Raw genomic sequence first — 23,011 nt, forward strand, 5'->3', positions numbered from 1 at the left:
AAATTTAAAGAGAATCTAAACGGGGAAACAGACCCTAAAAAAATGTTTCCCGTCCTCATAGGTATATTCTACCTGCCACTTGCTGATTTCACAAATCTCTTTTACAATTGCCAGTCCCAGTCCTGCACCTTTGGTTGTATCACTGCCACTTTGAAAACGGGCAAATAACACCTCTTGCTCAAAGGGCAATGGCGGTGCCTCATTCACCACTTCCAAACGGTTATCTTCCACCACCACCTCCACGGTGGAGCCGTTATCTGCATACCGCAAAACATTTGAAAAAAGATTGATGATCAGGGTGTCGGTAAGGAATCCGTTGCCGATAATCTGTACAGCGGGAGAAAGCCGGGAGTGTACCGAGAGGGCTTCATAGTCAAATAGTTCCGACATCTGGGCCAGGTGGCTTTGAACCCGGTCGGTCAGGGGTATATGTTCTTCGAGGTCAAACTGGCGGTTTTCGAGTCGGGTAAGCAGCAGGAGATTGCGGTTGAGCCGGGACAGTCGCTCCGCAGCTTCGCGGGCACTGTTGATGGTTTCAGCCATTTTTTCGTCCATGGCCGGATGCTGACTCAGGCGGTCGAGTTTGGCGAGAATCACCGCCAGTGGTGTCTGTATTTCGTGAGATGCATGGTCGGCAAATGTGCGCAACAGCCGGTAATCGTGGCGTGCTTTGGCTATATGGTTTTCCAGGGTTTCTTTCAGTTCCTGAAACTCTTCTATGTCCGAAGGCTCAAACCGCAGCGATTCCTCGCTTTTTACAGAGGCCTTTCGGGCAATGACCAGATTGTCGAAAAACGGTGCCCACAGCCTCCGGGAGACGGCGCGGTGAATCCATAGGCTGGCAATCAACAGCAAAAGTGCCATGCCCAAAAAAACACCAAATATGGCGGTATAAAAATCTTCCCACTCCAGCCGGGAAGTGGCCACCCATATATGAAAGGGTTTGCCGTTGATATTCTGGTCAAAAGACAACTGGCGATAGGTTTCGTTCTCCTGGCTCAGGTGGTCGTAGATCATCGTGTCGGCATATCGCCTGCCTGTTTTGACCTCTGGTACAGGCGTAAGTACAGTCAGCGGATCACCGGAAAAATGTCCCTCAGCAACTATCTGAATCTGCCTCTCGGCTTTGAGGAGCAGTTGTTCGTCCAGTTCTTCATTTACCATCCAACGCAGCAAAAGCAGCAAAACGACCGATGAAACCACCAGAATGATAGCCGTAAAAAGCAATTGCAGCCGGTTGGTTTTTTGCAGTAGTTTCATGCTTCCGAAAATTTATACCCCATACCATAAATGGTTTTCAGATAGTCGGGACTGCCTGCGGCCAGGAGTTTTTTGCGTAAATTTTTGACGTGGACATAGACAAAGTCATAATTGTCGGCCATGTCGTAGTCGTCGCCCCAAAGGTGTTCGGCAATTGAGCGTTTACTCAGAACACGGTTTTTATTGATGATAAAAAACAGGAGAAGGTCGTATTCTTTTTTTGTAAGCTCCACATTCTGTCCTTCTACGTTTACGGTTTGTGCTTTGACATCCAGCCCGATAGCGCCAAAATGGATCACTTCACTTCCCTGGAAATGTTTCCGGCGGATGAGGGCGTGGATGCGGGCATTGATTTCGGAGAGGTGGAAAGGTTTGGTAATATAATCATCAGCGCCAAGGTCAAGGCCTGTGAGTTTGTCGTCGAGGGAGTCTTTGGCGGAAAGGATGAGGACGCCGGTGCGCGCATTTTTCTTTTTTAATTGCCGTAGCAGCGACAGTCCGTTTCCACCAGGGAGCATCAGATCGAGCAGCACGATATCGTAGTCATAAAGTGCAATTTTGTCTTCGGCTTCAGAGAAAGATGCCGCAGACTCACACAGGTAATCCATCCCGGAGAGATAGTCCACCAGTTCCAGCAGCAGGGGTGCTTCATCTTCAACTATCAGGAGTTTGACCATATATGTAAATATAAAGCTTTCGCCACCGTGAAGTAGGGCGGGAAATTTAAAGAGAATCTAAAGGGGAAATATCCTCCGGAGGTCTTTTTGTTTAATGCTCATCTATCCCGACAGAAAAGAGTCATAAAAATGCTGAAAATGCCTGAATACATTAGTCCAGATAATATACAAATATTTGAAATACAACTATTTATACAGGATTGCACCAAAATACAAATCGCTATTTGCCGAAAGACCAATATTCCCGTTCCTGTAAGATTTTTTTATAAGGCAGCCAACTTTTTTCAGAAAAAATTAGTTATAGTCAAAAAGAATATTAGATTTATGTAACCATTTAGCAAAAACTAAATTTCTAAGACTACTAACTATGCAACAAAACTGCGACTATTTCTCTCGCGACGTGGCTTGGCGATCATTCCCTTCCAGAATTTTTTTAGGGCTAATGATTGCATTGCTACCCTACTCTATGATTTTTGCACAGGTAACAGGTACCGTAACTACTGAAAGTGGCGAAGCCCTCTCTGGTGTTACCGTACGAGTACAAGGTACAAGTCAGGGATCTCTCACTGATGACAATGGCAAATACCGTATTGATGGAACGACCTCATCCAGTGTACTGATATTCAGTTACATTGGCTATGGAACGGTAGAGGAGACGGTAGGTTCAAGAAAAGTCATTGACATTGCTTTGACAGAAACCAACGGATCCCTGGAGCAGGTTGTAATTATCGGTTACGGTACACAAAAAAGATCTTCTGTAACAGGTGCGGTTTCATCCGTTTCCAGTGAAGACCTGAAAGCGCTCCCGGTTGTGAGCCTTACTCAATCTATCCAGGGCCGTGTTCCGGGTGTCCAGGTTACCAACAACAGTAGCCCTGGTACCGAGCCTATCATCCGGATACGGGGTGTAGGTTCTGTCAGCCTTAACCCCAATCCGCTGTATGTGATTGACGGTATTCCTGCCGGTGGCATCAACAATATCGACCCCAAGGACATCGAATCCCTTGAAGTACTGAAAGATGCGAGTGCGGCGGCTATCTACGGATCACGTGCGGCAAACGGTGTTATTCTGGTTACTACCAAAAAAGGTTCTTCTGGCAAAATGCAGGTGAGTCTTGACAGCTACTATGGTATGCAATCTGCGTGGCGTACACTTGATCTGCTGGATCGCGACCAGTATATACAGTATGGCACTGCCCTGCTCACAGCTTCGGGGCAACCGGTTCCGGGACGTTTTACCAACTTGAATACCCCGGTTTACGATGGCGCAAGCACAACTTTTGCGCAAACTAATACAGACTGGCAAGATGTCATGTTTCGCAATGCACCCATTAGCGACAACAAAATTTCGCTGAGTGGAGGTAATGACAAATCTCGTTTTTACACTTCTCTGGGTTATTTCTCACAGGATGGTATCATGCCATTTACCAGCTACAACCGTAAGAGTTTCCGGATCAATTCCGATCACAAAGTTAACAAATTTATTACGATCGGACAGACCCTGATGATCGCTGGTGATCAACAAGTAGCGGAAAGAGACGGTGGGGGACGCAGCCTCGTAATGAATACCATGCGTATGATTCCTTACTGGCCTGAAAGAGATCCTACCAAACTGGGCGGGTTCAGTACCACCGCTCAGGGACTTGATGCTACCGACCCTGAAAATCCCCTTCGCGTTGCAGAGCAGGAACAACAAAACCAGGTCAACAATGGATTCAAAATGATCGGTTCCTTATTCGCAGACGTGAATTTCACCAGCTGGCTGAAGTACCGCTTTACGATGGGGATTGATTATGCCAACAACCGGTTTAACGGCTTCCTTCCGATCTATGATGATGGGAACCGCACGCGCCCACTCGCCTCACTTCAGGACAACCGCAGCCAGTTTAATTCGACGGTTTATACCAATGCCCTTACTTTTGACAAAGGCTTTGGCAGACACAACGTAAACATACTGGCTGTAGCTGAACGTCAGGACTCGAAATTCCAGTCCCTGAATTCCAGCGGACAGCGTCCGGACAACAATATCATGGTGCTGCAGGGTATTTCTAACCCTTCTACCAATTCTTCCATTTCGGAAAATACGCTCTTCTCTTATATCGGACGTCTGAACTACAACTTTGCTGAAAAATACCTGGTAAGTGCATCGGTACGCCGTGATGGTTCGTCCAAATTTGCACCCGGTAAAAAGTGGGGTACATTCCCAGCCGTTTCTTTGGGATGGAGAATTAGTGAAGAAGCCTTCATGGATGCCGTCCCTGCTATCAGTGAATTGAAACTTCGCGGAAGCTGGGGACAATCTGGTTATAACGCCATAGGCGATTACGAGTGGCAGCCGCTGGTACAGGCCAACAACACGCTGTATCCTTTTGGCAATAATCCTGCATTGGGCTCATACTTCAATCAGCTTGGAAACATCGACCTCAGCTGGGAGGTTACAACTATGACCAACTTTGGTGTAGATATGTCGTTGTGGAACAATAAGGTTTTCCTTACCGCTGAATATTACAACCGTCAGACAGATGGTCTTCTGCTGCGTGTTCCCGTTCCGGTATCTATCGGTTATTCCTCCAGCCCGCTGGCCAACGTAGGCAGTATGCGCAACTACGGATTTGAGTCAAGCCTGGGTTACAATCACAGCAGCGACAACTTCAACTGGAGCCTGTCAGGAACATTTGATATCACCCGCAACGAGGTACAGAGTCTGGCTACTGCCAATGCAACCATTGATGCAGGCGCAAACTCAGACTTTGGCGGTTTTGCGATTACCCGCACACAGGAAGGACAGCCGATTCAGTCTTTCTTTGGATGGCAGGTAGAAAAAATCTTCCAGACTCAGGAAGAGATTGATGCTCTCAATGCAAAAGCACCCAACGGTTATTATCAGAATGACAAGACGGCTCCCGGCGACATCAAATTTGTTGACGTGAACAACGATGGCCAGGTAAACGCTGATGACCGCGACTTCCTTGGAAGTTATCTGCCTAAATTCTCCTACGGTTTGAACTGGACAGGTAACTACAAAAACTTTGACTTCACCCTCTATATTCAGGGTGTGTATGGCAACAAAGTGTACAACGGAACCAAAGTCATTGGTCAGGGTATGCTGCGCTTGTTTAATGCTTCTACTGACGTACTGGATGCGTGGACACCTTCAAACACCGATACCGATGTACCTCGTGCCGTGAGTGGTGACCCCAATCAAAACTCCAGAACCTCTGACCGTTTCCTCGAAGATGGTTCTTACATGCGTGTGAAAAACCTGAGCATCGGCTATACAATTCCAAACATTGGTAACGCAACCAACAATGTGATCAACAGAATTCGCATCTATGTCTCATCACAAAACCTGTTGACTTTTACCAAATATACAGGATATGATCCGGAGGTGGGTTCCAAGTATGGAGCATTGCTCACACAAGGTATTGATTATGGTCAGTTCCCTCAGGCCAGAACGATTATGGCAGGTATAAACCTTGGTTTCTAATTATTAGATATAAGTTATTTATAATAAAATGATGAAAAAGATTTTCATAATTTTCACTGTACTTATCATAGGTACCATTACAAGTTGTAATAAAGAAGATCTCGACAAGGTAAACCCAAATGGTGTTACCCTTGACACATATTTTAGAAATGGTGCAGAATTAACAGCAGGTGTCAACTCTATTTATGCACTGGTGCAGTCAAACAGCCTCGTTTCCCGCGAATGGTTTTTTACTCATGACCTTCGCAGTGATGAAATGGCTTCCGGCGGAGGTCAGTTGGAAACTCCCCGCAACCAGTTGCTGATCGGGGTACACGACCCCGGCAATGCATTGGTCAATGCCATCTGGCAGGGATGGTACCGCACCATTCACCGCTCAAATGTAATTATCTCCAAAGCGCCTACCGTTGAAGATATTGACGATGGGCTGCGCAACCGGCTGATAGGAGAAGCCCGCTTCCTTCGCGCATGGGCTTATTATGAGATCGGCACATTTTTCGGAAGTGCTCCTGTTTACACCGACTTTGTACAGACCGTCGATGGTTCCAACGCCAAGTCCTCCCAAACCGAGGTATATGGTGTAGCAATAGAAGACCTTATTGCCGCTCAGACATTGCTGCCCGCTACCTATGATGCCAACAACCTGGGAAGAGCAACCAAAGCTGCTGCGCAAACCCTGCTGGCTCGTGTTTACCTTCAAAAAGGAGACTACAATAGCGCTAAAGCAGAACTGGAAAAAGTTGTGAATTCCGGACTCTATTCCCTGACACCAGAGTACCTCGACCTTACCAATGAAGAAGGTGAATTTAACAGTGAATCCATTTTTGAAGTAGTGTACTCTCCTTCCGGTGGTTCTTATAACTGGGGCGCAGATAGCGACGGCCAGGCCGTGCAGGAAGAAACTGTGCGCACACAGGAATATTCTGCCGTAGGCTGGAGAAACGTCATCCCTTCCAACAAACTCCTCAACTCCTATGAGCGGGTTTCCAAAGGTGATGCAAAGGATGATCCTCGCTATGACTTTAGCTACTGGCTGGAAAACGAACCGTTCAACAATGGCAACAGTATCATGACGCCTGACCGTGTACAGGGCAATACTTCCATTGTCGATGGTGTCGAACAAAAAGTATCCTGGCAAAAATATTCCGTCCTGTATAAACTCGATGCAGGTTATGCTACCAGCGCGATCAACCAGCGTATTATGCGGTATGCAGATGTACTGCTCATGCTCGCTGAGTGTGAAAATGAACTGGGCAACCAGCCAGCCGCCATTAGTCTTGTAAATCAGGTACGTGCAAGGCCTTCCGTTGATATGCCGCCTATTCCTACAGCAAATATTCCTGCCGGAAACCAGGGCGAAGTGAGAAAAGCCATTCAGCACGAACGTATGATTGAGCTTGCTGGTGAGCAGGTGCGCAATTTTGATATTATACGATGGAGAAAGAATGGTAAGCTCGACCAGGAGCCTATCTCTTATTTCCTGCCCAACAAGCATGAACTGTTGCCAATCCCGCAAACCGAGATCGACAACAATCCAAAACTGACACAAGCCGACCAAAACCCAGGCTATTGATTTAGAACCTTGATTAATGAAAAAACTCCCTTTGTCATTAGATATCGGGAGTTTTTTCGTTTATTGATATTTAATCAGTTTGATTTTCTTTCAATGGAAAACAGATGAAATTTTACGCCTTTCCACTCGCCATTTTTGCATTACTCATCGGTTGTGTTGGCAAACAAAATACATTGTTTCGAAGCCTCGACACTTCCGAAACCGGTATCGGTTTCCGAAACGACCTCTTCCCCGACGATACGATCAATGCCTTTAATTTTACCAATTTCTATAATGGTGGAGGGGTGGGAATTGCAGATTTTAATCAGGACGGGATCCCCGATATTTGTTTTACCGCCAACCAGGCAAACCCCGAACTTTACATTGGGAAAGGTTCCCTGAAATTTGAAAAAGTTGCACAAACGGGTCTCTTAAATCCCGGTTGGGTAACCGGTATCAGTATTGCAGATGTCAATCAGGACGGTTGGCCGGATATCTACCTGTCTATGGCGCAGCATACTTCTTTTAAAAGTTCCGTCAACCAGCTATATATCAACCAAAAAACACAAATCCCCAGCTTCAGGGAAGAAGCAAAGGCTTATGGGCTTGACTTTGCCGGATTTACCATGCAAACGGCCTTCTTTGATTATGATCAGGATGGAGATCTGGATGCTTTTATGCTCAATACAGCGCCTGATATCTCTAATCCCAATCACCTCAGACTTTCCATCAATAATGGTACTCACCCATCGTCGGATAAGTTATTTAAAAATACAGGAAAACAAGCCGACGGAACCTGGCATTTTGAAGATGCTTCTGCCGAAGCAGGCATCCGTTTTGAAGGCCTCGGCCTGGGTCTGGCACTCACTGATGTCAATCAGGATGGGTTCACCGATGTCTATTGTTCCAATGATTTCCAAAGCGATGATGCCCTATATCTCAACAACGGAGATGGAACCTTTACCAATATCATTAAACAGGCCGTAAAACATACCAGTTTATACGGTATGGGCATAGATGCCGCAGATTTTAACAACGACTCTCACCGCGATATTTTTCAGCTCGATATGCTGCCGGAGGATAGCGAACGGCAAAAACAGATGATTGCCCGTGGCGACTATGACAAAAAACGCCTGAGCCAGGCACCTCAATTCAATTATCAGTTGCAATACATGCGCAATTCCCTTCAGGTCAATTTAGGGATCAGCGACACCATTCCGATGTTCAGCGAACAGGGATTCCTCTATAATGTGGCGGCAACAGATTGGAGCTGGAGTGTGCTTATGGCTGATTTTGATCTTGATGGCTGGAAGGATGTATTTATTACAAATGGCTACCGCAAAAATGTGACTGACCTCGATTTTATTACTTATAACAAAACCCAAAATATATTCGGCAACAGACAAACTCAGGAGCAAAACCGACAGGAAATACTAAAGGCGATTCCGGAGATCAAACTCAAAAACTACGCTTTTAAAAATATCCCCAACCACAGTTTTCAAAATACTTCCTCCTCATGGGGCATTGACCAGGCCTCGTACTCCAATGGCGCAGCTTATGCCGACCTCGATATGGATGGAGACCTGGATCTTGTGGTAAATAATATCGACGAAGCGGCTTTTGTCTATGAAAACAGAAGCATCGATAAAAACTATATAGAAGTGGCTTTCAAAGGCCTGGAGGGCAATAAGGAAGGAATAGGCGCTTCCGTAAAAATTTGGACAGACTCTATTTGTCAGGTCTATGATTATTTCCCGGTACATGGATACTTGTCAAGTATGAATACGCCATTGGTTATTGGGCTGGGAAATCACAAAACAATAGATCAACTGGAAATAACCTGGACAGGAGGGAAAAAACAGCTATTTTCAGATGTGGCTGCCGGCCAGCAACTTGTAGCTGAAGAAGCGGATGCCATCAAAACGGACCAAAAAAATCTACCATCACAGGCATTGTTTACAGAGAAAAACTCCCTCCTGAAATTTGAACATAAAGAGTCAAATTATGTCGATTTTCTCCGTACCCCTACCCTTCAAAAAATGCTTACCCGCAATGGCCCGGTCATCGCAAAAGGTGATTTTGATGGAGATACACGCACCGATATAGTCATTGGCGGCGCTTTCAACGGAAGCCCTACCGTCATTTTTTACCAACAACCCGACGGAAGTTTTATCCCCAAAGATACCCTACCCACTGACCAGATGGAAGTGGGAGCTATCGCTGTATTTGATGCCAATCAGGATGGCATTGCGGATATCTTTATCGCCCCGGGTGCAAGTGAAAATCCTATGACGCAGCGCGAAGCGTTTCAGCCGTTGTTGTTTATGGGAAATGGAAAAGGATTTACCTTAAACCCTTCGCTGCCCCCGCTAAATATCTCCGCTGAAAGTGTATTGGCACAGGATTTTAATGAGGATGGGAAAATGGACATTCTCCTGGGAGGAAGTTATGTCCCTGATACTTATCCCAATACCTGCAAAAGCGTTTTACTGGTTCAGCAGGACGGCATTTTCCGTCAGGCAGAATCTGACTGGATGCCCGATGATATGGCAATTAAAGACATGGAATCGGTTGACATTGATCAGGATGGTGACATGGATGTGGTAATGACCGGATATTGGTCAGGGGTAATCCTGTTGAGAAAGAAGGGAAAAGAATATGTGAGAGAAAATTTGAACCTGCCTTCTGGCTGGTGGAATTGTGTAAAACCTGCAGACGTTGACAACGATGGAGACATTGACCTTGTTTTGGGCAACGAAGGCCTGAACTGTATATTTAAAGCTTCGCCTTCGCAGCCGGTAACGCTTTACGCCAAAGATTTTAACGCAGACGGCCGGATAGATCCTATCTGGGGACTTTTCCTCAAAGACAAAGAAGTTGCCATTCATCCTTTGGGCACCCTGACTGACCAGATCATTCAATTCAAAAAACGATATCAGCTCTTTAAGGATTACTCGCAGGCTGATTTAAGCGATCTTTTCACCTCAGGGGATTTAGAAGGCGCGATCGACTATCAGGTTACAGAATTGCGCTCAGGCATCGCACGCAACGACGGTACGGGTAAATTTGCATTCACCGCTTTCCCTCTGGCCGCACAGCAGGCACCGGTAAATGATTTATTTATAGAAGATTTGAATGGCGATGGAACCGGGGATATTCTCCTTGCCGGCAACTTTTACCCCAACGAACCGATATTTGGGCAAAGCGATGCGTCATACGGGGTGCTTCTGCTCGGAAAGGGTAATGGCAAATTTGTGGAATGCCCGATGGATGAAAGCGGGTTAAAACTTGACGGAGACGTGCGGAAAATCATCTACCTTAAACAGGAAAAATTGATTGTCGCAACCCGCAATCAGGGCACAACGCTGGTTTTCTCTCAGTTTTAAGGTTTACTCATACAAATACAACTCCACCCGCTGTGTCGCTATCTGCCCCACCGGAATGCTGACATGCCTGCCCTGATGCGTCTGGTCGCCATTCAAATGGCGGCTGATCATCCATTTTTCGTTGTCAAATTTTCCTTCATCCACTTTCAGCAGGCCTACGTTGAGACTTTTGTTATCTACATGTTTGAAGGTGATGACAATGCCTGTACCCGCGACAAAAAATTCGTCTTCGCCGGTCTGAATAATCATGGCAGCAGTGACAGGCCAGTCATCGGTTCGGGCGCCTGGTGTCCAGCTCAGGGTATAGTCGTGTTTGCAGGTCAGCTCGTATTTTCCCATTCTCACGATGGTTTCCTGACTGGTTTTTGAGGCCAGCACGCCTTTTATTTTCCCCTGCCCCTGATTGGCAATGATGAGAGGCGTTAATTCTTTAATCAATCCATACATTTTTCCCAGTGTTTCTTCCTCGGGCTTCTGGGTTGACTCGATCGAAAAAGGGGCAAATCCGAGGGCCTCATATTGCGCAATCGCATACAGCGATTTTGCGGCCACGGTTGCATCAAATGCATGTTCGGGCACAAATAACGGATCGCCCTGCCGGGTGTAAAGATCGCACCAGTGCCGGAAATCGGGATTGTAAAAATCAGGGGCAAGAAAATCTACAGAAGTGCCCGCGGCTTTCCACACATCCATAAGATGAGGGAGTGGTCCTGCGCTGGGGTACTGGCCGGGCTCCCGATTGGGTCGGTTTAAGGCTGCATTGACAAACATCGGGATCGGGTATATTTTTTTGCCGGCTTCGGCAATTCTGTTGGCAAATACAGAATAATACCAGGCCATAAAAATCTCGTCTGTATGTACGCCTTTCCCAAACACTTCCTCCCAGGTGCCGGAGGTTTTGTAGCCGTTGGTTTTCCATATTTGTAAAAACTCCGGTACGAGTTGCGCTTTCTGCTGTTGCATATAGTTCAGCAATCTGGCGGGCACATTTTGCTGAAAAGCTTTATTTGCCAGGGGATGATAATCTCTTGCAGAAGGCAGCATGCCGATTTCATTTTCAACCTGAACCATGATCACCGTCTGCTCCCAAATGTCAAATTCCTTGATAAACTGCATCAGATTTTCAAATGCCCGCTGGTCTGCCCGTAGCACATTTTCGCTGAAAGCACTCAATATCTCCTGACTACGCTGGTTGTTGTCCTTTACCCGCGGGTATTTTTCCTGATTTTGTTTTATCCAGGCAGGGGCGTGACTTGACATGCTGTTTTTCCAGCTACCAAACCAGAGGAAAATGATTTTCAGTTTGTGTTTACGGGCTTCTGTGATCAAATCCTTATATAGCGAAAAATCATAGTTACCTTCCTCTTTTTCAATCAGTTCCCAATACACCGGCACCAAAACGGTATTCAGATTCATGGTGGTCAGTTTGGACCAGACGGGCTCCATATACTGCATGGTTGTTGCTGACGAATTGCCCAGTTCTCCGCCTAAAATCAGAAAGGGTTTCCCTTCGACAAGAAGTTGAGTGGCATTGCCCTTTTTTGCGAGATGAGGAACAGGCATTTGAGCCGCAACCGGCAGATATAATGCGGCGAACAGTAGGAGGGCTGTGGTAATGTTTTTCATTGAGGGCTATTTGCTAAGCACTTGTTTGATCGTCTTTTGCACCAGTTCTTCCATGATTTTATAGCCTTTCAGGGTAGGATGTACGCCGTCTTCGGCAAGGTCGGTATCCAATCCATTTTTATCATTTTTCATGGCAGAATGGTAGTCAACATAGGGGATTTTTTGCTGGCGGGCATATGCTGCGATGCGTCGGTTGAGGTCAACGATCATATCCGAACGGTCGCCCAGGGCGCGCCGCCACTCAAATTTAGTTGCGGGCAGAACCGAAGCCAATACTACTTTTATCCCATTGGCGCGGGCAATATCAGACATAGACTGGATATTGTTCAGGGTAAATTCGGGGTCATAGGGCCCGGTATTTTCGGCGACATCGTTTGTGCCGATGTGGATGACCACCACTTTGGGCTGGAGTGCCACCACATCCTGCCGGAAACGCAACAACAACTGGACAGAAGTCTGTGCGCTGATCCCCCTTCCGATGTAGTGGTTTTGGGTGAAAAAATCGGGATCAGCTCTTACCCATCCCTCTGTGATGGAATTTCCCAAAAACACCACCCTGTTTTCGCCTGCGGCTGGCGGTTTTACCTGGCTGTTAGCCTCCTTATATCGGGCCAGATTGCCAAAATCTTTTCTCATACGCTCTATCTCTTTGATTTCACCGAGTCTGACGGCCTCTTCGCCGTATAGTTTTTCATATTTGCTGGGATAGACTCTTTTCAGGTATCCCTGCGAACGAATCCATTCTCCGAATCGCTCGTACCAGGTATCTGCTGGCAGATTCTGTACCCGCATACCAAATCCGTGTCCGCCTTTTTCGTACACATGGAGTTCGGCTGGCTGCCCGGCGTCCAGCCATTTTTTATAAATGTTCAGGCTGAAAGGCGTCATACCCAACTGGTCGTCACTGGCGACGGCAATAAAAGCAGGTGTCTTTACAGCCGGTATTTTACTGCCGATGATGGCCGGTTCGTAGGCATACACCGGCGCGATAAAATTGGGGCGGTTTTCATCGGTTGCATTGTAAACCACAGACATTGCGAGCGTTCCGCCTGCCGAAAAACCCATGATACCGATTTTGTTGGGGTCGATGTCCATTTCCGAAGCATGGTCACGAACGTATTGAATAGCAGCCAGGCCATCTGCCATCGCCAGCGGAATGATTGGCGCATTCTCTTCATCCAGCTTGTTAAAGTCCCCCATTTTAGCTGAAAGTTCTTTTACAGGATCATCGGTATAACTTCGCGCCAGCCGATATTTTAATACAAACGCAGCGATTCCCAGTGTATTGAGCCATTTGGCAACATCTACGCCTTCGCTGTTGATACTCAACGTATGGAAAGCTCCTCCTGGCGCAATAATGACAGCCGTTCCTGTCGCCAGATAATAGGGCGGTAAATAAGCAGTGATGGTCGGATCGGCCACATTATAGACCACTTCAGTGTTCCAGGGATTGACAGTACTTGTCTGTTCAGTCCAGGTCCACCGTTCAGAGCCGGGTGCTTTGCCTTCATAGAGGCGAATGACTTTCTGTGCGGAGATTGTGGAAATAAAAAATACACAGGAGGAGAGTAATAGTAGTTTTTTCATATTGGAGCTATTTACAAGGTCTTCAGATATTCGATCAGCGCCGCTCTTTCTTCAGATGTCAGGTGGTCGCCAAATGTATGCCCCTGATTTCCATACCCTTCGATCGTACCATCGTAAGTCCAGTCTTCTTTGGCATTGGTTTCGACGCTGTAGTTCCATCCGACCTTCTGGTAGTCATAATCGCTGCGTTTTCCGCTTCTGCGCCAGTACAGCGGTCGCTGCGGGCTGTAAAGCAGATCGTCGAGTGTTGGGACAGAGCCATTGTGAAGGTAAGGTGCAGTAGCCCAGATACCATCGAGTGGCGGGGCGACATACCCCAGTGAGGGTTCCATGCGGGACTTAGGTTCTGACTGGGAAAACCAGCTTTGGTTGTACCAGTCGGCGAGCCCAGACTGCTGAGAAAAATACCAGGCGTAATAGGGGTCGGTTTTCACTTCAGAAAGCGGAACGAGCAAGTTGGGGTATTCTTCTTCTTCGCCATACGTACCGTGGCATTTTTTGCAGGTAAGGGTGAAAATTGTTTTCCCTTTTCTGGCGAGTTTTTCGTCAACTTCTCCGGGATAGGCAGGCGCTTCAAGCGAATTGAGCCAGGCGAGCACATCGCGGAAATGCCCATTTACTTCCCGGGCGGCGGTACTGTCTTTAATGCCCAGCACGGAAGCCTGCATCAGCAATTTGGTAAAATCGCCCCGGCCCATTGCATTGTAATAGAGCGCATTTTTCTTTTTTACATTCCATAGCGGCGGTACATCTGCGCCGATATCAAAACCATTCATCTTGAAGGAGGGTTTATCCTGATAGGTCAGGTCGTCGGGGTTGCGGTAGGCAACACAAGCCTCCTCCAGGCGGAAGGCAGCATTTACGCCTTTGACCTCGGTGATAATATGCGGTGCCAGCGCCTTTTGGAAGTGCCCCAGATTTTCAAAAGCCAGCCTTTCCGGAGAATCTTTTTTATAGGTAAGCGCAACTTTGAGATTCAGCAGTTTTACTTTCAGCTTCTGATTGGCGGTAAAGTCAGACCAGCTTTCGCCGATGCTCAGATCCAGTTTTCCGTTGAAATAGCTCGCGTGACAGGTAAAACAATTCCCGCTCACGACCTTCACTCCGTTTGCAGCGGTAAATACATTGCTCGAATAGGGCACATGCAGATTGTCGCCTTCCCTGCGCAGAAGGGTATCTGTATATTCGCCAAACAACTCCTGATACAGATCCCAGGGAATACCACTGCCGATATAGTCGCCATAGATCAGATAGTTTAGCCCTGCGTCCGGATCGCCACCGACAAACTGCGGATACGCGGGAATGGGTACGGGTTCTTCTCGGGTTTGAGACACGGGCAGGGAAATATTCAGCCACGAGTGGCAGGCCGCCAGTAGCAGCAGCACAAAGGAAAACACAATCGTCAGGAATTTCCTTATCATCATTTGATTCGTATATTCAGGATGACAAATTTAACAAATCTTTCCCACTGCTCTTTTTGTAAGTAGATTTATCAATCATTTTTATGGAACAGCTATTTTCCGGAAAAACAATTGTCATCACAGGCGCGGCCTCAGGCATTGGCAAAGCGACTGCACAGCTTTTTGCCGCTAAGGGCGGGAATGTGGTAGTTTCTGATGTAAATGCCACAGGCGGAATTCAAACGGTGGCTGAAATCACCGCAGCGGGTGGGCAGGCAGTTTTTTTTCAGGCAAATGTAGGTTCGGCGGAAGAAGTCAATCAGCTGATGGATTTTGCGGTTTCCCATTATGGCAGACTGGACGTTGGTATCAACAATGCGGGAGTAGGCGGGCCGCGGATGCGGCTGGGGGAAATTTCTGCGGAGGAGTTTCATGACATTATGAATATCAACCTCAACGGAGTGTTTTACTGTATGCAGGCCCAACTCCGGCACATGCTCAAAGCCAAAGGCGGGATAATTGTCAATGTATCTTCTGTTGCAGGCATGAAAGCTTTGCCGCTAAGCGCAGCTTACAGTGCCAGTAAACACGCAGTATTAGGACTTACGCGAACGGCAGCGGTCGAATATGCGCGAAAAAATATCCGGATCAATGCAGTTTGCCCGGTTTTTACGCGGTCAGCCATGGTGGACAAAATGTTTGAAATTGATCCCCGTCTGGAAGAAAAACTCGTGCAGAGTATTCCATTGGGCAGATATGGTCAGCCGGAAGATATCGCGGCTGGCATCGCCTGGCTTTGTTCGGCAGAAGCCGCCTTCGTCACCGGGCTGTGTCTTCCGATAGATGGAGGTCTGACGGCGTAACGAGCTCCGAGCTTCCCTCCGTCTTGCCGGCGGTTTCCATCTTTTTATGGTTGCGGAATTTTCCTGCCATGAGGATCATAATGACTATTCCTCCTATCAGTATGACAATTGCCAGATACTCAACCAGCCTTCTGATCATTTTTACCATCTTTCTTTTTTTTAGAGACTCGCAAAAGTACTAATCCCTTGCCATTATGGAAAATGACAAAAAGCATTTATAAAAAAAAAGGCCCCCGAAATCAGGAGCCTTATTTTTAAAAAAAGAATATCAACTATTCTACAATCGTCATTTCCTTCAACAGATGACCTGCACCTGCATATTTGTCAATGATAAAGAGAATATAACGGGCATCTACACAAATCGTACGGTTGAGGTTGGGGAATACATAAATATCGCCCGACATAGCCTCCCAGTTTCCGTCAAAAGCTGCTCCGATCAGTTGACCTTTGCTGTTGATAACGGGTGATCCGGAGTTACCACCAGTAATGTCATTGGTAGTGATAAAACAAAGGGGCATGACACCGCCTTTTCCATATCTGCCATAATCTTTATCCTTCCAAAGGCTTTTGAGTTTGGCCGGAACGATAAATTCTTCATTGGTAGGATCTTCTTTTTCCATTACCCCATCAAGTGTGGTCATATAGTGGTAGGAAACTCCATCAGCAGGATCGTAAGGGCGCACTTTCCCATAAGTGAGTCGCATGGTAGAGTTTGCATCGGGATAGAAGTTCTTCTCAGGGTGCATTTCTCTCAATCCTTCCACATAGGTTTTTCTCAATCCTTCGATCTGGTAATTGAAGGTAGCATGAGCCAGACCTACTCTCTGGCGATAAAAATCGATGACACCTGCTACAAAGTGAAAAATCGGATCTTTGGTCAGCACTTCTGCATCAGGATTTTTAAGGAATGCTTCGAGGCGTCCTTCATCAGTTGCAAGAGAAGTCTGATAGGCAGCATTTGTCCAGGCTTTGATTCGCTCATTGATATCGATAGGCATTACAGGCTGGACAATTTCCGGTTCTGATTTTTTCTTCTTTTTCTTCTTCTTCCCGGTTACTTCTTCGACAACAGCCACAGGGTTTAGGACTTCATCAAAGATTTTGGGGCGAAGCTGCGGGCTTATATTATTGTAGAAGCTGATAAAAGACGCCGCAAATATATCCCGGTCGGCCTCGTAGAAGAAGGTTTTAAAATGTTCTCCTTTGGCTTCCTCCACCTCTGCGACTGCTCCTGCGATCGCATCAGTATCGCCCGATTGGAGCGCTCCCAGTAAGCCGGAAAATTCAAAATAGGAGAATACCGAAGCGGAAGGAGCCAGCGCACCGTAATACAGATAGTTCATAAAATGGTCTGCCGGTTTGTACAACGTATGCAGTTCATCAATATCCTTCAGTACGGTACCATATTTTTCTTTACGCGCGGGGTCGCTGTCAGCCCATTTCTGGAATTCTACTTCTTCCATTCTCTTTTGTCCGGGCACATCATAGCGGTTCATCATGGTTGTCTGACCGATATAATATTTGTAGGTATTCATCAGACTGGCATAATCAGATGCCATGGCGATACGGGTTTTGTCGTCTTTATCCATATACGATTTCATGATCCGGGCTTTCTCTCCCATAAGCTCGATTTTGTCGAGGTTGGATTGGTCAAGTGCCAACTGGATCGCAGAAGACGTCAGATAGCGGGTGGTGCTTCCTGGATATCCCATTACCATGGCATAATCTTCGGGAGCAACCCCCTGAAGGGAGATCGGAAGAAAATGACGGGGCTGGTATGGTTTGTTTTCGGGAGAATATTCGGCAGGCTGGTTGTCCGGACCTGCATACACTCTTAGCAGGGAGAAGTCTCCGGTATGCCGTGGCCATACCCAGTTGTCGGTATCAAAGCCAAATTTCCCGATAGAGCTGGGCGGCGCGCCTACCAGACGTACATCACGGAAAACCTGATAGACAAAGAGGTAGTATTCGGTGCCGTGAAACATTTCCTCCACCTCCGCTGTATAGTCTGTACCTTCGGTAGCTTTGGAAACAATTTCATCAATCACCTGCTCGATGTCGTCACCAGCTGCCAGTACTTTCTCCGACACATCTTCTGAATGGATCAGAAAAGCCGCAGTAGAGCCGGGGATTGGCAATTCTTCTCCACGAGACATTGCCCAGAATCCATTGGTAAGAAGATCATTGTCTTCGGTACTTAGTGACGCGATCGCATCGTAAGCACAGTGGTGGTTGGTGAGCATCAGCCCTTCGGGAGAAATCATCTCTGAAGTACACTGACCGCCGTTGAGTTTTACGATTGCATCTTCCAGACTGGGTTCGCTTTCGTTGTATATTTTTTCAACAGGAAGTTCAACTCCCTTCTTCACCATGTCCTCATAATTGAGTTCTTTTACCTTGAGCGGCAACCACATTCCTTCACTGGAAGATTGCACATTGGATTCCTGCGCCCAAACAGAGTTGAGAGAAAAAACCCCAAGGAATAACAGCCACACAAAAAGTTTCTTAGTCATAAATAAAAATTTAGTTCCTGATTTCAGCTTAAGTTTGCAAGTTAATAAAGTTTTATCAAATCATTTCTGACGCTATTTAAAACGCCGTTTGGTTATAATAGTAGCCAATATTGCTAAGTTATTACAATCTGACTGATTTTCTCCCCCATCAGCGGTTCAGCCACTGTTCCATTTGGGTACGACTCATGCGACAGTTGATCCATTCCGGATCGAGAAATGCCCCGATTTTTTCATACATCCTGATCGCTGGCGTATTCCAGTCAAGCACCTGCCAGCTCATTACCTGCGCTTGCTCTTCGAGCGCGACAAAAACCAATTGATCAAACAACATCTGCCCGATGCCTTTTCTACGCCATCTTTCGGTCACAACCAAATCGTCGAGATAAAGTTTTTTGCCTTTCCAGGTAGAATATCCATAATAATACAGGGCCATTCCGATGATTCCCTCATCCTCATGTTCTGCCACAAAAAATTCAAACCAGGGTCGTGGGCCTGTGCTGTCCTGCTCATACTGTGCGACAGTTGTTGCGACCTCATGCGGGGCCTTTTCGTACGCTGCCAGTTCGCATACCAACTGGTGAACCGCCGGAATATCTTTGGTTACTCCTTTTCTTATGGCAATTATATTGTTACTCATAGGGGTTTACTTCTTCTTTTATCCAACGGATATAGGCTTCATTTCCCTGCAATATAGGCAATGCCACGATACAGGGGACTTCATAACTGTGGAGCGTTTTCACGGTTTCTACCAGGTTTTCCACCCTGTTTTCGAGCGTTTTGGCAATGAGTACGACTTCCCTGTCTTCTGCCAGTTTGCCATTCCACCGGTAAAAAGAAGTGACTGGAGGAAGAATATTGGCACATGCAGCCAGACGCATTTCAACCAGTGTTTTTCCTATTACCGCGGCCTCCGCTTCATCGCGGCAGGTAATGTAAATAAAGCGTGGTTCCATGGGGGAAAATTACGATTATTTGGCTTAAATTGAAGGACTAAACCATGCGCTTATGTCTTTAGGAAAAGAAGTTCGCAATTTTAGAGAATCTTATAATCTCTTTACCCTGGATGAATCCCAGGTATCAGATAATCCATTTACCCAATTTGAAGTTTGGTTTGCCGCTGCGGTCGAAGCAGGGGTCAAAGAGCCCAATGCCATGAGTCTGGCTACAGCCGCAGGCGGGCGGCCATCTCTGCGGATTGTGCTGCTGAAAGGGTTTGACGAAACGGGTTTTGTGTTTTATACCAATTATGAAAGCCGTAAGGCAAAGGAAATGACGGAAAACCCGCAAGCTGCCATCAGTTTCTTTTGGGCAGACCTGCACCGGCAGATCCATATTGAAGGGCGCATCGAAAAAACCACATCGGCAGAGTCTGACGACTATTACGCTTCCCGGGACCGGGGCAGCCGTATCGGCGCATGGGCTTCGGCGCAAAGCCAGATCATCCCCGACAGGGAGTTGCTGGAAAAAAAAGTAACAGAACTGGAAGCCCGGTTTGAAGGCCAGGAGATCATTCCCCGACCCGAAAACTGGGGCGGATTTCGGCTGATTCCCAATTATTTTGAATTCTGGCAGGGAAGAGTCAGCCGCCTCCACGACAGAATTGCCTATCTCAGTGATGAATCCGGCAATTGGAAAATCGTCAGGAAGTCGCCTTGAGGGTTTCGTCTTTCCTTGCTTCTTCGGCATTACCACCTGCTTCCGAAACCCCGCAATCGACTGCGGTCTTGGGAGTCTGGCTGTTGGGTGTTGGCTGTTGGGTGTTAGCTGTTGGGTGTTAGCTGTTGGGTGTTAGCTGTTGGGTGTTAGCTGTTGGGTGTTAGCTGTTGGGTGTTAGCTGTTGGGTGTTAGCTGTTGGGTGTTAGCTGTTAGCTGTTGGGTGTTAGTATTGCCTGTCGGTAAAACCCCGCATTTCAGATATCATTCGTGTTATTCGTGGCTTATCCCCTACCAAAAATCCCCATCATTTTCTATATTTAACCCCCAATCCTGCTATCCATCGTAAACCCTATCCAAATGACCCTCACTACCTTTGTTTCCCATCCCCTTCATCCTTTCGTCGCTGTTTACGAATATCTTCCCTTTTTTCTGAATTCACAAGCCTCTTTAGGGATGTAATGTCGGTAAAATGGATTTCGGTAGCCGCAACACCCCTCCAATATGAAGTAAATACACCAACTGCAACCCCACCATCAACATGCCTGAAAAACCGTAAATCATCATCGCGCCCTCCGCCGAAAAATACAGTCCGCCCAGCCATAAAGCCACCAGCCTTATGGCAAACAAGGTGATATTAAAATACAAAAACTCCCGCAATTTGCGTTTGATATCGATTAGATACGCCAACGGCGAAGCCATAAACACCATAAACATCCACGGCATCAGCCAGCGGGCGTATGTTCCTGCGGTACGCCATTCGTCCCCCAACACCCAACCAAACAAATCTGGCCCCCAAATCATCGTGATCGCCAAAAAGGGAACCGCCGGTATCAACAGCCTGAAAAATGTACGACGTGTCACCCCGGCCAGCGCCTCTTCACTCACCAGATTGGCCTTACTGGCGTGTTGATAGTAAACTGTACCAATCGACATCGCAACCAGTACCACCGGTATCGTCAACACGCGATCGGCCTGACTGAACTGCCCGGCGACACCCGCATCAAATAGTGGTATCAGCATATAAAAGGGAAGGTGTTTGGAAGCGGTATTCAGCCAGGCACTGACAATCGAATACCGGGGAAAATCGCTAAACTCACCCGCAGCTTCCAGTAACTTTTTCCACTGAAACCAACGGTTGTGGTTTTTATTTTCTCCTTTTACATATACCAGCAAAATCACCAGCCCGGCTACCTGTCCGGCGATATAACCCAAAATAAGCCCGGAAAAACCGCTGTTAAGAACGCCCAGCCAGATGCTGACTGCGACCAATACCAGAGATCGGGATATTTTGCTGAGCGAAAGCGCGCGATAAGATTCGCTTCGGTTGAGCAGGGTGCGGTAAGGTTGGCTTAAGCCTTCCAGCAAAATACTCAGCGGAATCAGCAAATGCCATCCATACAATTCGGAAACTTCTCCAAACGCAAGTATCCATTTTCCACTCACCGCCATGACCACCAGCAGCAGCAACGATCCGCTAACTGCAATCCAGAGACTGAGAACGGTGAGTTTTTGCGAAACTGGCTCTTCTTCCGGCAACATGATAGCATGTTCGTAGCCGCCATTGATCACTACGGCGATAATTGCTACCGTCGCTACAAAAAAGCCAAACAGACCAAAAGCATTATCGTCGTACAGACGGGGAAGAACAATAATAGAAATTACGCCCATAAGCTGTGCCACCAACGAACCCGAGACCAGTGTAGTTACACTTTTCCCAAAGTCAGTCATCCACAACTTTTTCAGGCGATTAACCATGCAGCTGTTTCAATTTGGGTACAAGGGCGCGGTCGATGGGATAAGTAAATGTTTCCGCAGAAATAGTTTCGAGCGGAACCCAGCGAAAGATTTGCTGATCATCCTCATCACCCGAAAAATCCTGTGGAAGTTCACTGAAAGGGCCTTGCAGTGGAGAATGCACCTGTACCAGAAAATACAGGCAAATCATCTGATCTGTTTCCCGAAAAGCAGAGGCTTGCAGAAAAGGGTTAACATAGACGATATCTCCTACGGTTATTTCGGCATTCAGCTCTTCGAGCCACTCTCTTTTCAGTCCTTCTTCAATCCCTTCTCCCAACTCAAGCCCGCCGCCGGGAAGTTTGGTCATGCGCTGCCCATAGCGAATTTCGTCTGTAACAAGCAGGGCTCCCTGCTCAATATAAATCCCGTACACACGTATATTAAACCGGTTCATTCGCCAAAATTCATTTAAATTTGTCCCAATAATACGCATATGAAATACATTATCGGAACATTTTTTCTTACAGTTTTACACACAGTTTTTCTGTTTAGTGTTAGTTTTTCTCAGGACACAATCAAACCACAACCTCTCCCGCCTCAGCCTGCCGCAGATGATCTTCCTGCTGACCCGCCGTCGCGTTTTGATCTGGTTTTCAACCGGGGATTGATGCTGGTAAGTTCTACCCAGGACTCTGTTCCGATCAGTGGCAGCAACTCAGGCACATTTTTTATTGGTGGGGGAATTAAATTTCCGCTGGCAAACAACACGATGGGGATTCGGGCTACGCCTGGGATTGCCTTTTCCCGCATCCAGTACAACCAGACTTCTATCAAAACATTCCCCACCATCCCTGATTCGCTGAGTTTTACCCTTACAGGTGAAAAACACAGTCTAATTTATGCCGAATTGCCGCTAGGGTTTTATGTGAATATCAGCCGTGACGAGGACAATGATCCGAAATTTTTTGTAGAGGGGGGAGGCTATCTGGGCTATTTGTTTTCAGCCTCCTATAAGTCCAAATATGTCAATTCGGACGGGCAGCGCGTCAAAACTCAGATTAGCGATCTGGAGAAAATCAGTGATGAGTTTCAGCGAATCCGATATGGTATTTATGCACGGGTTGGGTACAAATGGGCTTCACTGTATTATTCTTTCAGGCTGAGTGCCCTGTTTGACGAGTTTGCCAATGACCCGCCGCGTGGAGGTGCCGGGTATAAAAACCCCATCATTCCGCCGATGGAAGTGGGGCTGACTATATTTTTGTGA

The 23,011-nt window shown here is 47.0% G+C and carries 17 protein-coding genes; 6 read left to right on the forward strand and 11 right to left on the reverse strand.

From position 1 onward, the window contains the following. Positions 1–15: 15 nt before the first annotated feature. Together R3D00_25405 and R3D00_25410 are read right to left on the reverse strand one after the other, a co-directional pair. The gene (locus R3D00_25405) at positions 16–1,260 is read right to left on the reverse strand and encodes a HAMP domain-containing sensor histidine kinase (protein ID MEZ4776538.1); all 1,245 of its coding nucleotides are present in this window, start codon (positions 1,258–1,260) and stop codon (positions 16–18) included. Next, positions 1,257–1,937: a response regulator transcription factor gene (locus R3D00_25410; protein ID MEZ4776539.1), complete on the reverse strand. Its 681-nt coding sequence runs from the start codon at positions 1,935–1,937 to the stop codon at positions 1,257–1,259. Before R3D00_25410 ends, R3D00_25405 begins: the two co-directional genes overlap by 4 nt. 442 nt (positions 1,938–2,379) lie before the next feature. Between R3D00_25410 and R3D00_25415 the strand changes: the two genes are divergently transcribed. The 3 genes from R3D00_25415 to R3D00_25425 all read left to right on the forward strand — a co-directional run bounded on the left by R3D00_25415 (position 2,380) and on the right by R3D00_25425 (position 10,362). After that, positions 2,380–5,424, forward strand: coding sequence for a TonB-dependent receptor (locus R3D00_25415; protein ID MEZ4776540.1), 3,045 nt, complete (start codon positions 2,380–2,382; stop codon positions 5,422–5,424). 28 nt (positions 5,425–5,452) lie between these two features. Next, positions 5,453–6,997 (forward strand): RagB/SusD family nutrient uptake outer membrane protein, encoded by a 1,545-nt coding sequence (locus R3D00_25420; GenBank protein ID MEZ4776541.1) that lies wholly within the window; start codon positions 5,453–5,455, stop codon positions 6,995–6,997. A gap of 104 nt (positions 6,998–7,101) precedes the next feature. Beyond that, positions 7,102–10,362 carry a VCBS repeat-containing protein gene (locus tag R3D00_25425; GenBank protein ID MEZ4776542.1) on the forward strand — a complete coding sequence of 1,087 codons (3,261 nt, stop codon included), beginning with the start codon at positions 7,102–7,104 and terminating at the stop codon, positions 10,360–10,362. Between the two features lie 3 nt (positions 10,363–10,365). Here R3D00_25425 and R3D00_25430 read toward each other — a convergent pair whose 3' ends face one another. From R3D00_25430 to R3D00_25440, 3 genes are read right to left on the reverse strand one after another with little or no spacing between them, the layout of a single operon-like run. After that, complete coding sequence (locus tag R3D00_25430) at positions 10,366–11,988, reverse strand: DUF5597 domain-containing protein (protein ID MEZ4776543.1); 1,623 nt, start codon at positions 11,986–11,988, stop codon at positions 10,366–10,368. Positions 11,989–11,994: 6 nt separating this feature from the next. Further along, positions 11,995–13,575 (reverse strand): GDSL-type esterase/lipase family protein, encoded by a 1,581-nt coding sequence (locus R3D00_25435; protein MEZ4776544.1) that lies wholly within the window; start codon positions 13,573–13,575, stop codon positions 11,995–11,997. An 11-nt stretch (positions 13,576–13,586) separates the two neighbouring features. Then, on the reverse strand, positions 13,587–14,999 hold the full coding sequence (locus R3D00_25440) for a c-type cytochrome (protein ID MEZ4776545.1): 1,413 nt from the start codon (positions 14,997–14,999) through the stop codon (positions 13,587–13,589). An 80-nt stretch (positions 15,000–15,079) separates the two neighbouring features. Between R3D00_25440 and R3D00_25445 the strand changes: the two genes are divergently transcribed. After that, complete coding sequence (locus R3D00_25445) at positions 15,080–15,838, forward strand: glucose 1-dehydrogenase (GenBank protein MEZ4776546.1); 759 nt, start codon at positions 15,080–15,082, stop codon at positions 15,836–15,838. On the opposite strand, the gene R3D00_25450 is transcribed toward R3D00_25445, so the two are convergent. The 4 genes from R3D00_25450 to cutA form a co-directional block, all read right to left on the reverse strand. Then, complete coding sequence (locus R3D00_25450) at positions 15,795–15,977, reverse strand: hypothetical protein (GenBank protein MEZ4776547.1); 183 nt, start codon at positions 15,975–15,977, stop codon at positions 15,795–15,797. The genes R3D00_25445 and R3D00_25450 overlap by 44 nt on opposite strands. A 133-nt stretch (positions 15,978–16,110) precedes the next feature. Further along, positions 16,111–18,351 carry a S46 family peptidase gene (locus tag R3D00_25455; GenBank protein MEZ4776548.1) on the reverse strand — a complete coding sequence of 747 codons (2,241 nt, stop codon included), beginning with the start codon at positions 18,349–18,351 and terminating at the stop codon, positions 16,111–16,113. Between the two features lie 148 nt (positions 18,352–18,499). Further along, positions 18,500–18,988, reverse strand: coding sequence for a GNAT family N-acetyltransferase (locus tag R3D00_25460; GenBank protein MEZ4776549.1), 489 nt, complete (start codon positions 18,986–18,988; stop codon positions 18,500–18,502). Continuing rightward, entirely contained in the window at positions 18,981–19,304 is a 324-nt protein-coding gene (cutA, locus tag R3D00_25465; protein MEZ4776550.1) for a divalent-cation tolerance protein CutA, read from the reverse strand. The genes R3D00_25460 and cutA overlap by 8 nt, the downstream gene beginning before the upstream one ends. A gap of 52 nt (positions 19,305–19,356) precedes the next feature. Between cutA and pdxH the strand changes: the two genes are divergently transcribed. After that, entirely contained in the window at positions 19,357–20,007 is a 651-nt protein-coding gene (pdxH, locus tag R3D00_25470) for a pyridoxamine 5'-phosphate oxidase (GenBank protein MEZ4776551.1), read from the forward strand. 447 nt (positions 20,008–20,454) lie between these two features. Here the strand turns inward: pdxH and R3D00_25475 are convergent, their stop codons facing one another. Next, a complete protein-coding gene (locus R3D00_25475) occupies positions 20,455–21,762 on the reverse strand; it encodes an oligosaccharide flippase family protein (protein ID MEZ4776552.1) in 1,308 nt (435 codons plus the stop codon). Beyond that, the gene (locus R3D00_25480) at positions 21,755–22,198 is read right to left on the reverse strand and encodes an NUDIX domain-containing protein (GenBank protein MEZ4776553.1); all 444 of its coding nucleotides are present in this window, start codon (positions 22,196–22,198) and stop codon (positions 21,755–21,757) included. The genes R3D00_25475 and R3D00_25480 overlap by 8 nt, the downstream gene beginning before the upstream one ends. 39 nt (positions 22,199–22,237) lie before the next feature. On the opposite strand from R3D00_25480, the gene R3D00_25485 reads away from it, so the two are divergent. After that, positions 22,238–23,011, forward strand: coding sequence for an outer membrane beta-barrel protein (locus tag R3D00_25485; GenBank protein MEZ4776554.1), 774 nt, complete (start codon positions 22,238–22,240; stop codon positions 23,009–23,011).

It is taken from the genome of Bacteroidia bacterium (assembly GCA_041391665.1).
Classification (GTDB): domain Bacteria; phylum Bacteroidota; class Bacteroidia; order J057; family J057; genus JAGQVA01.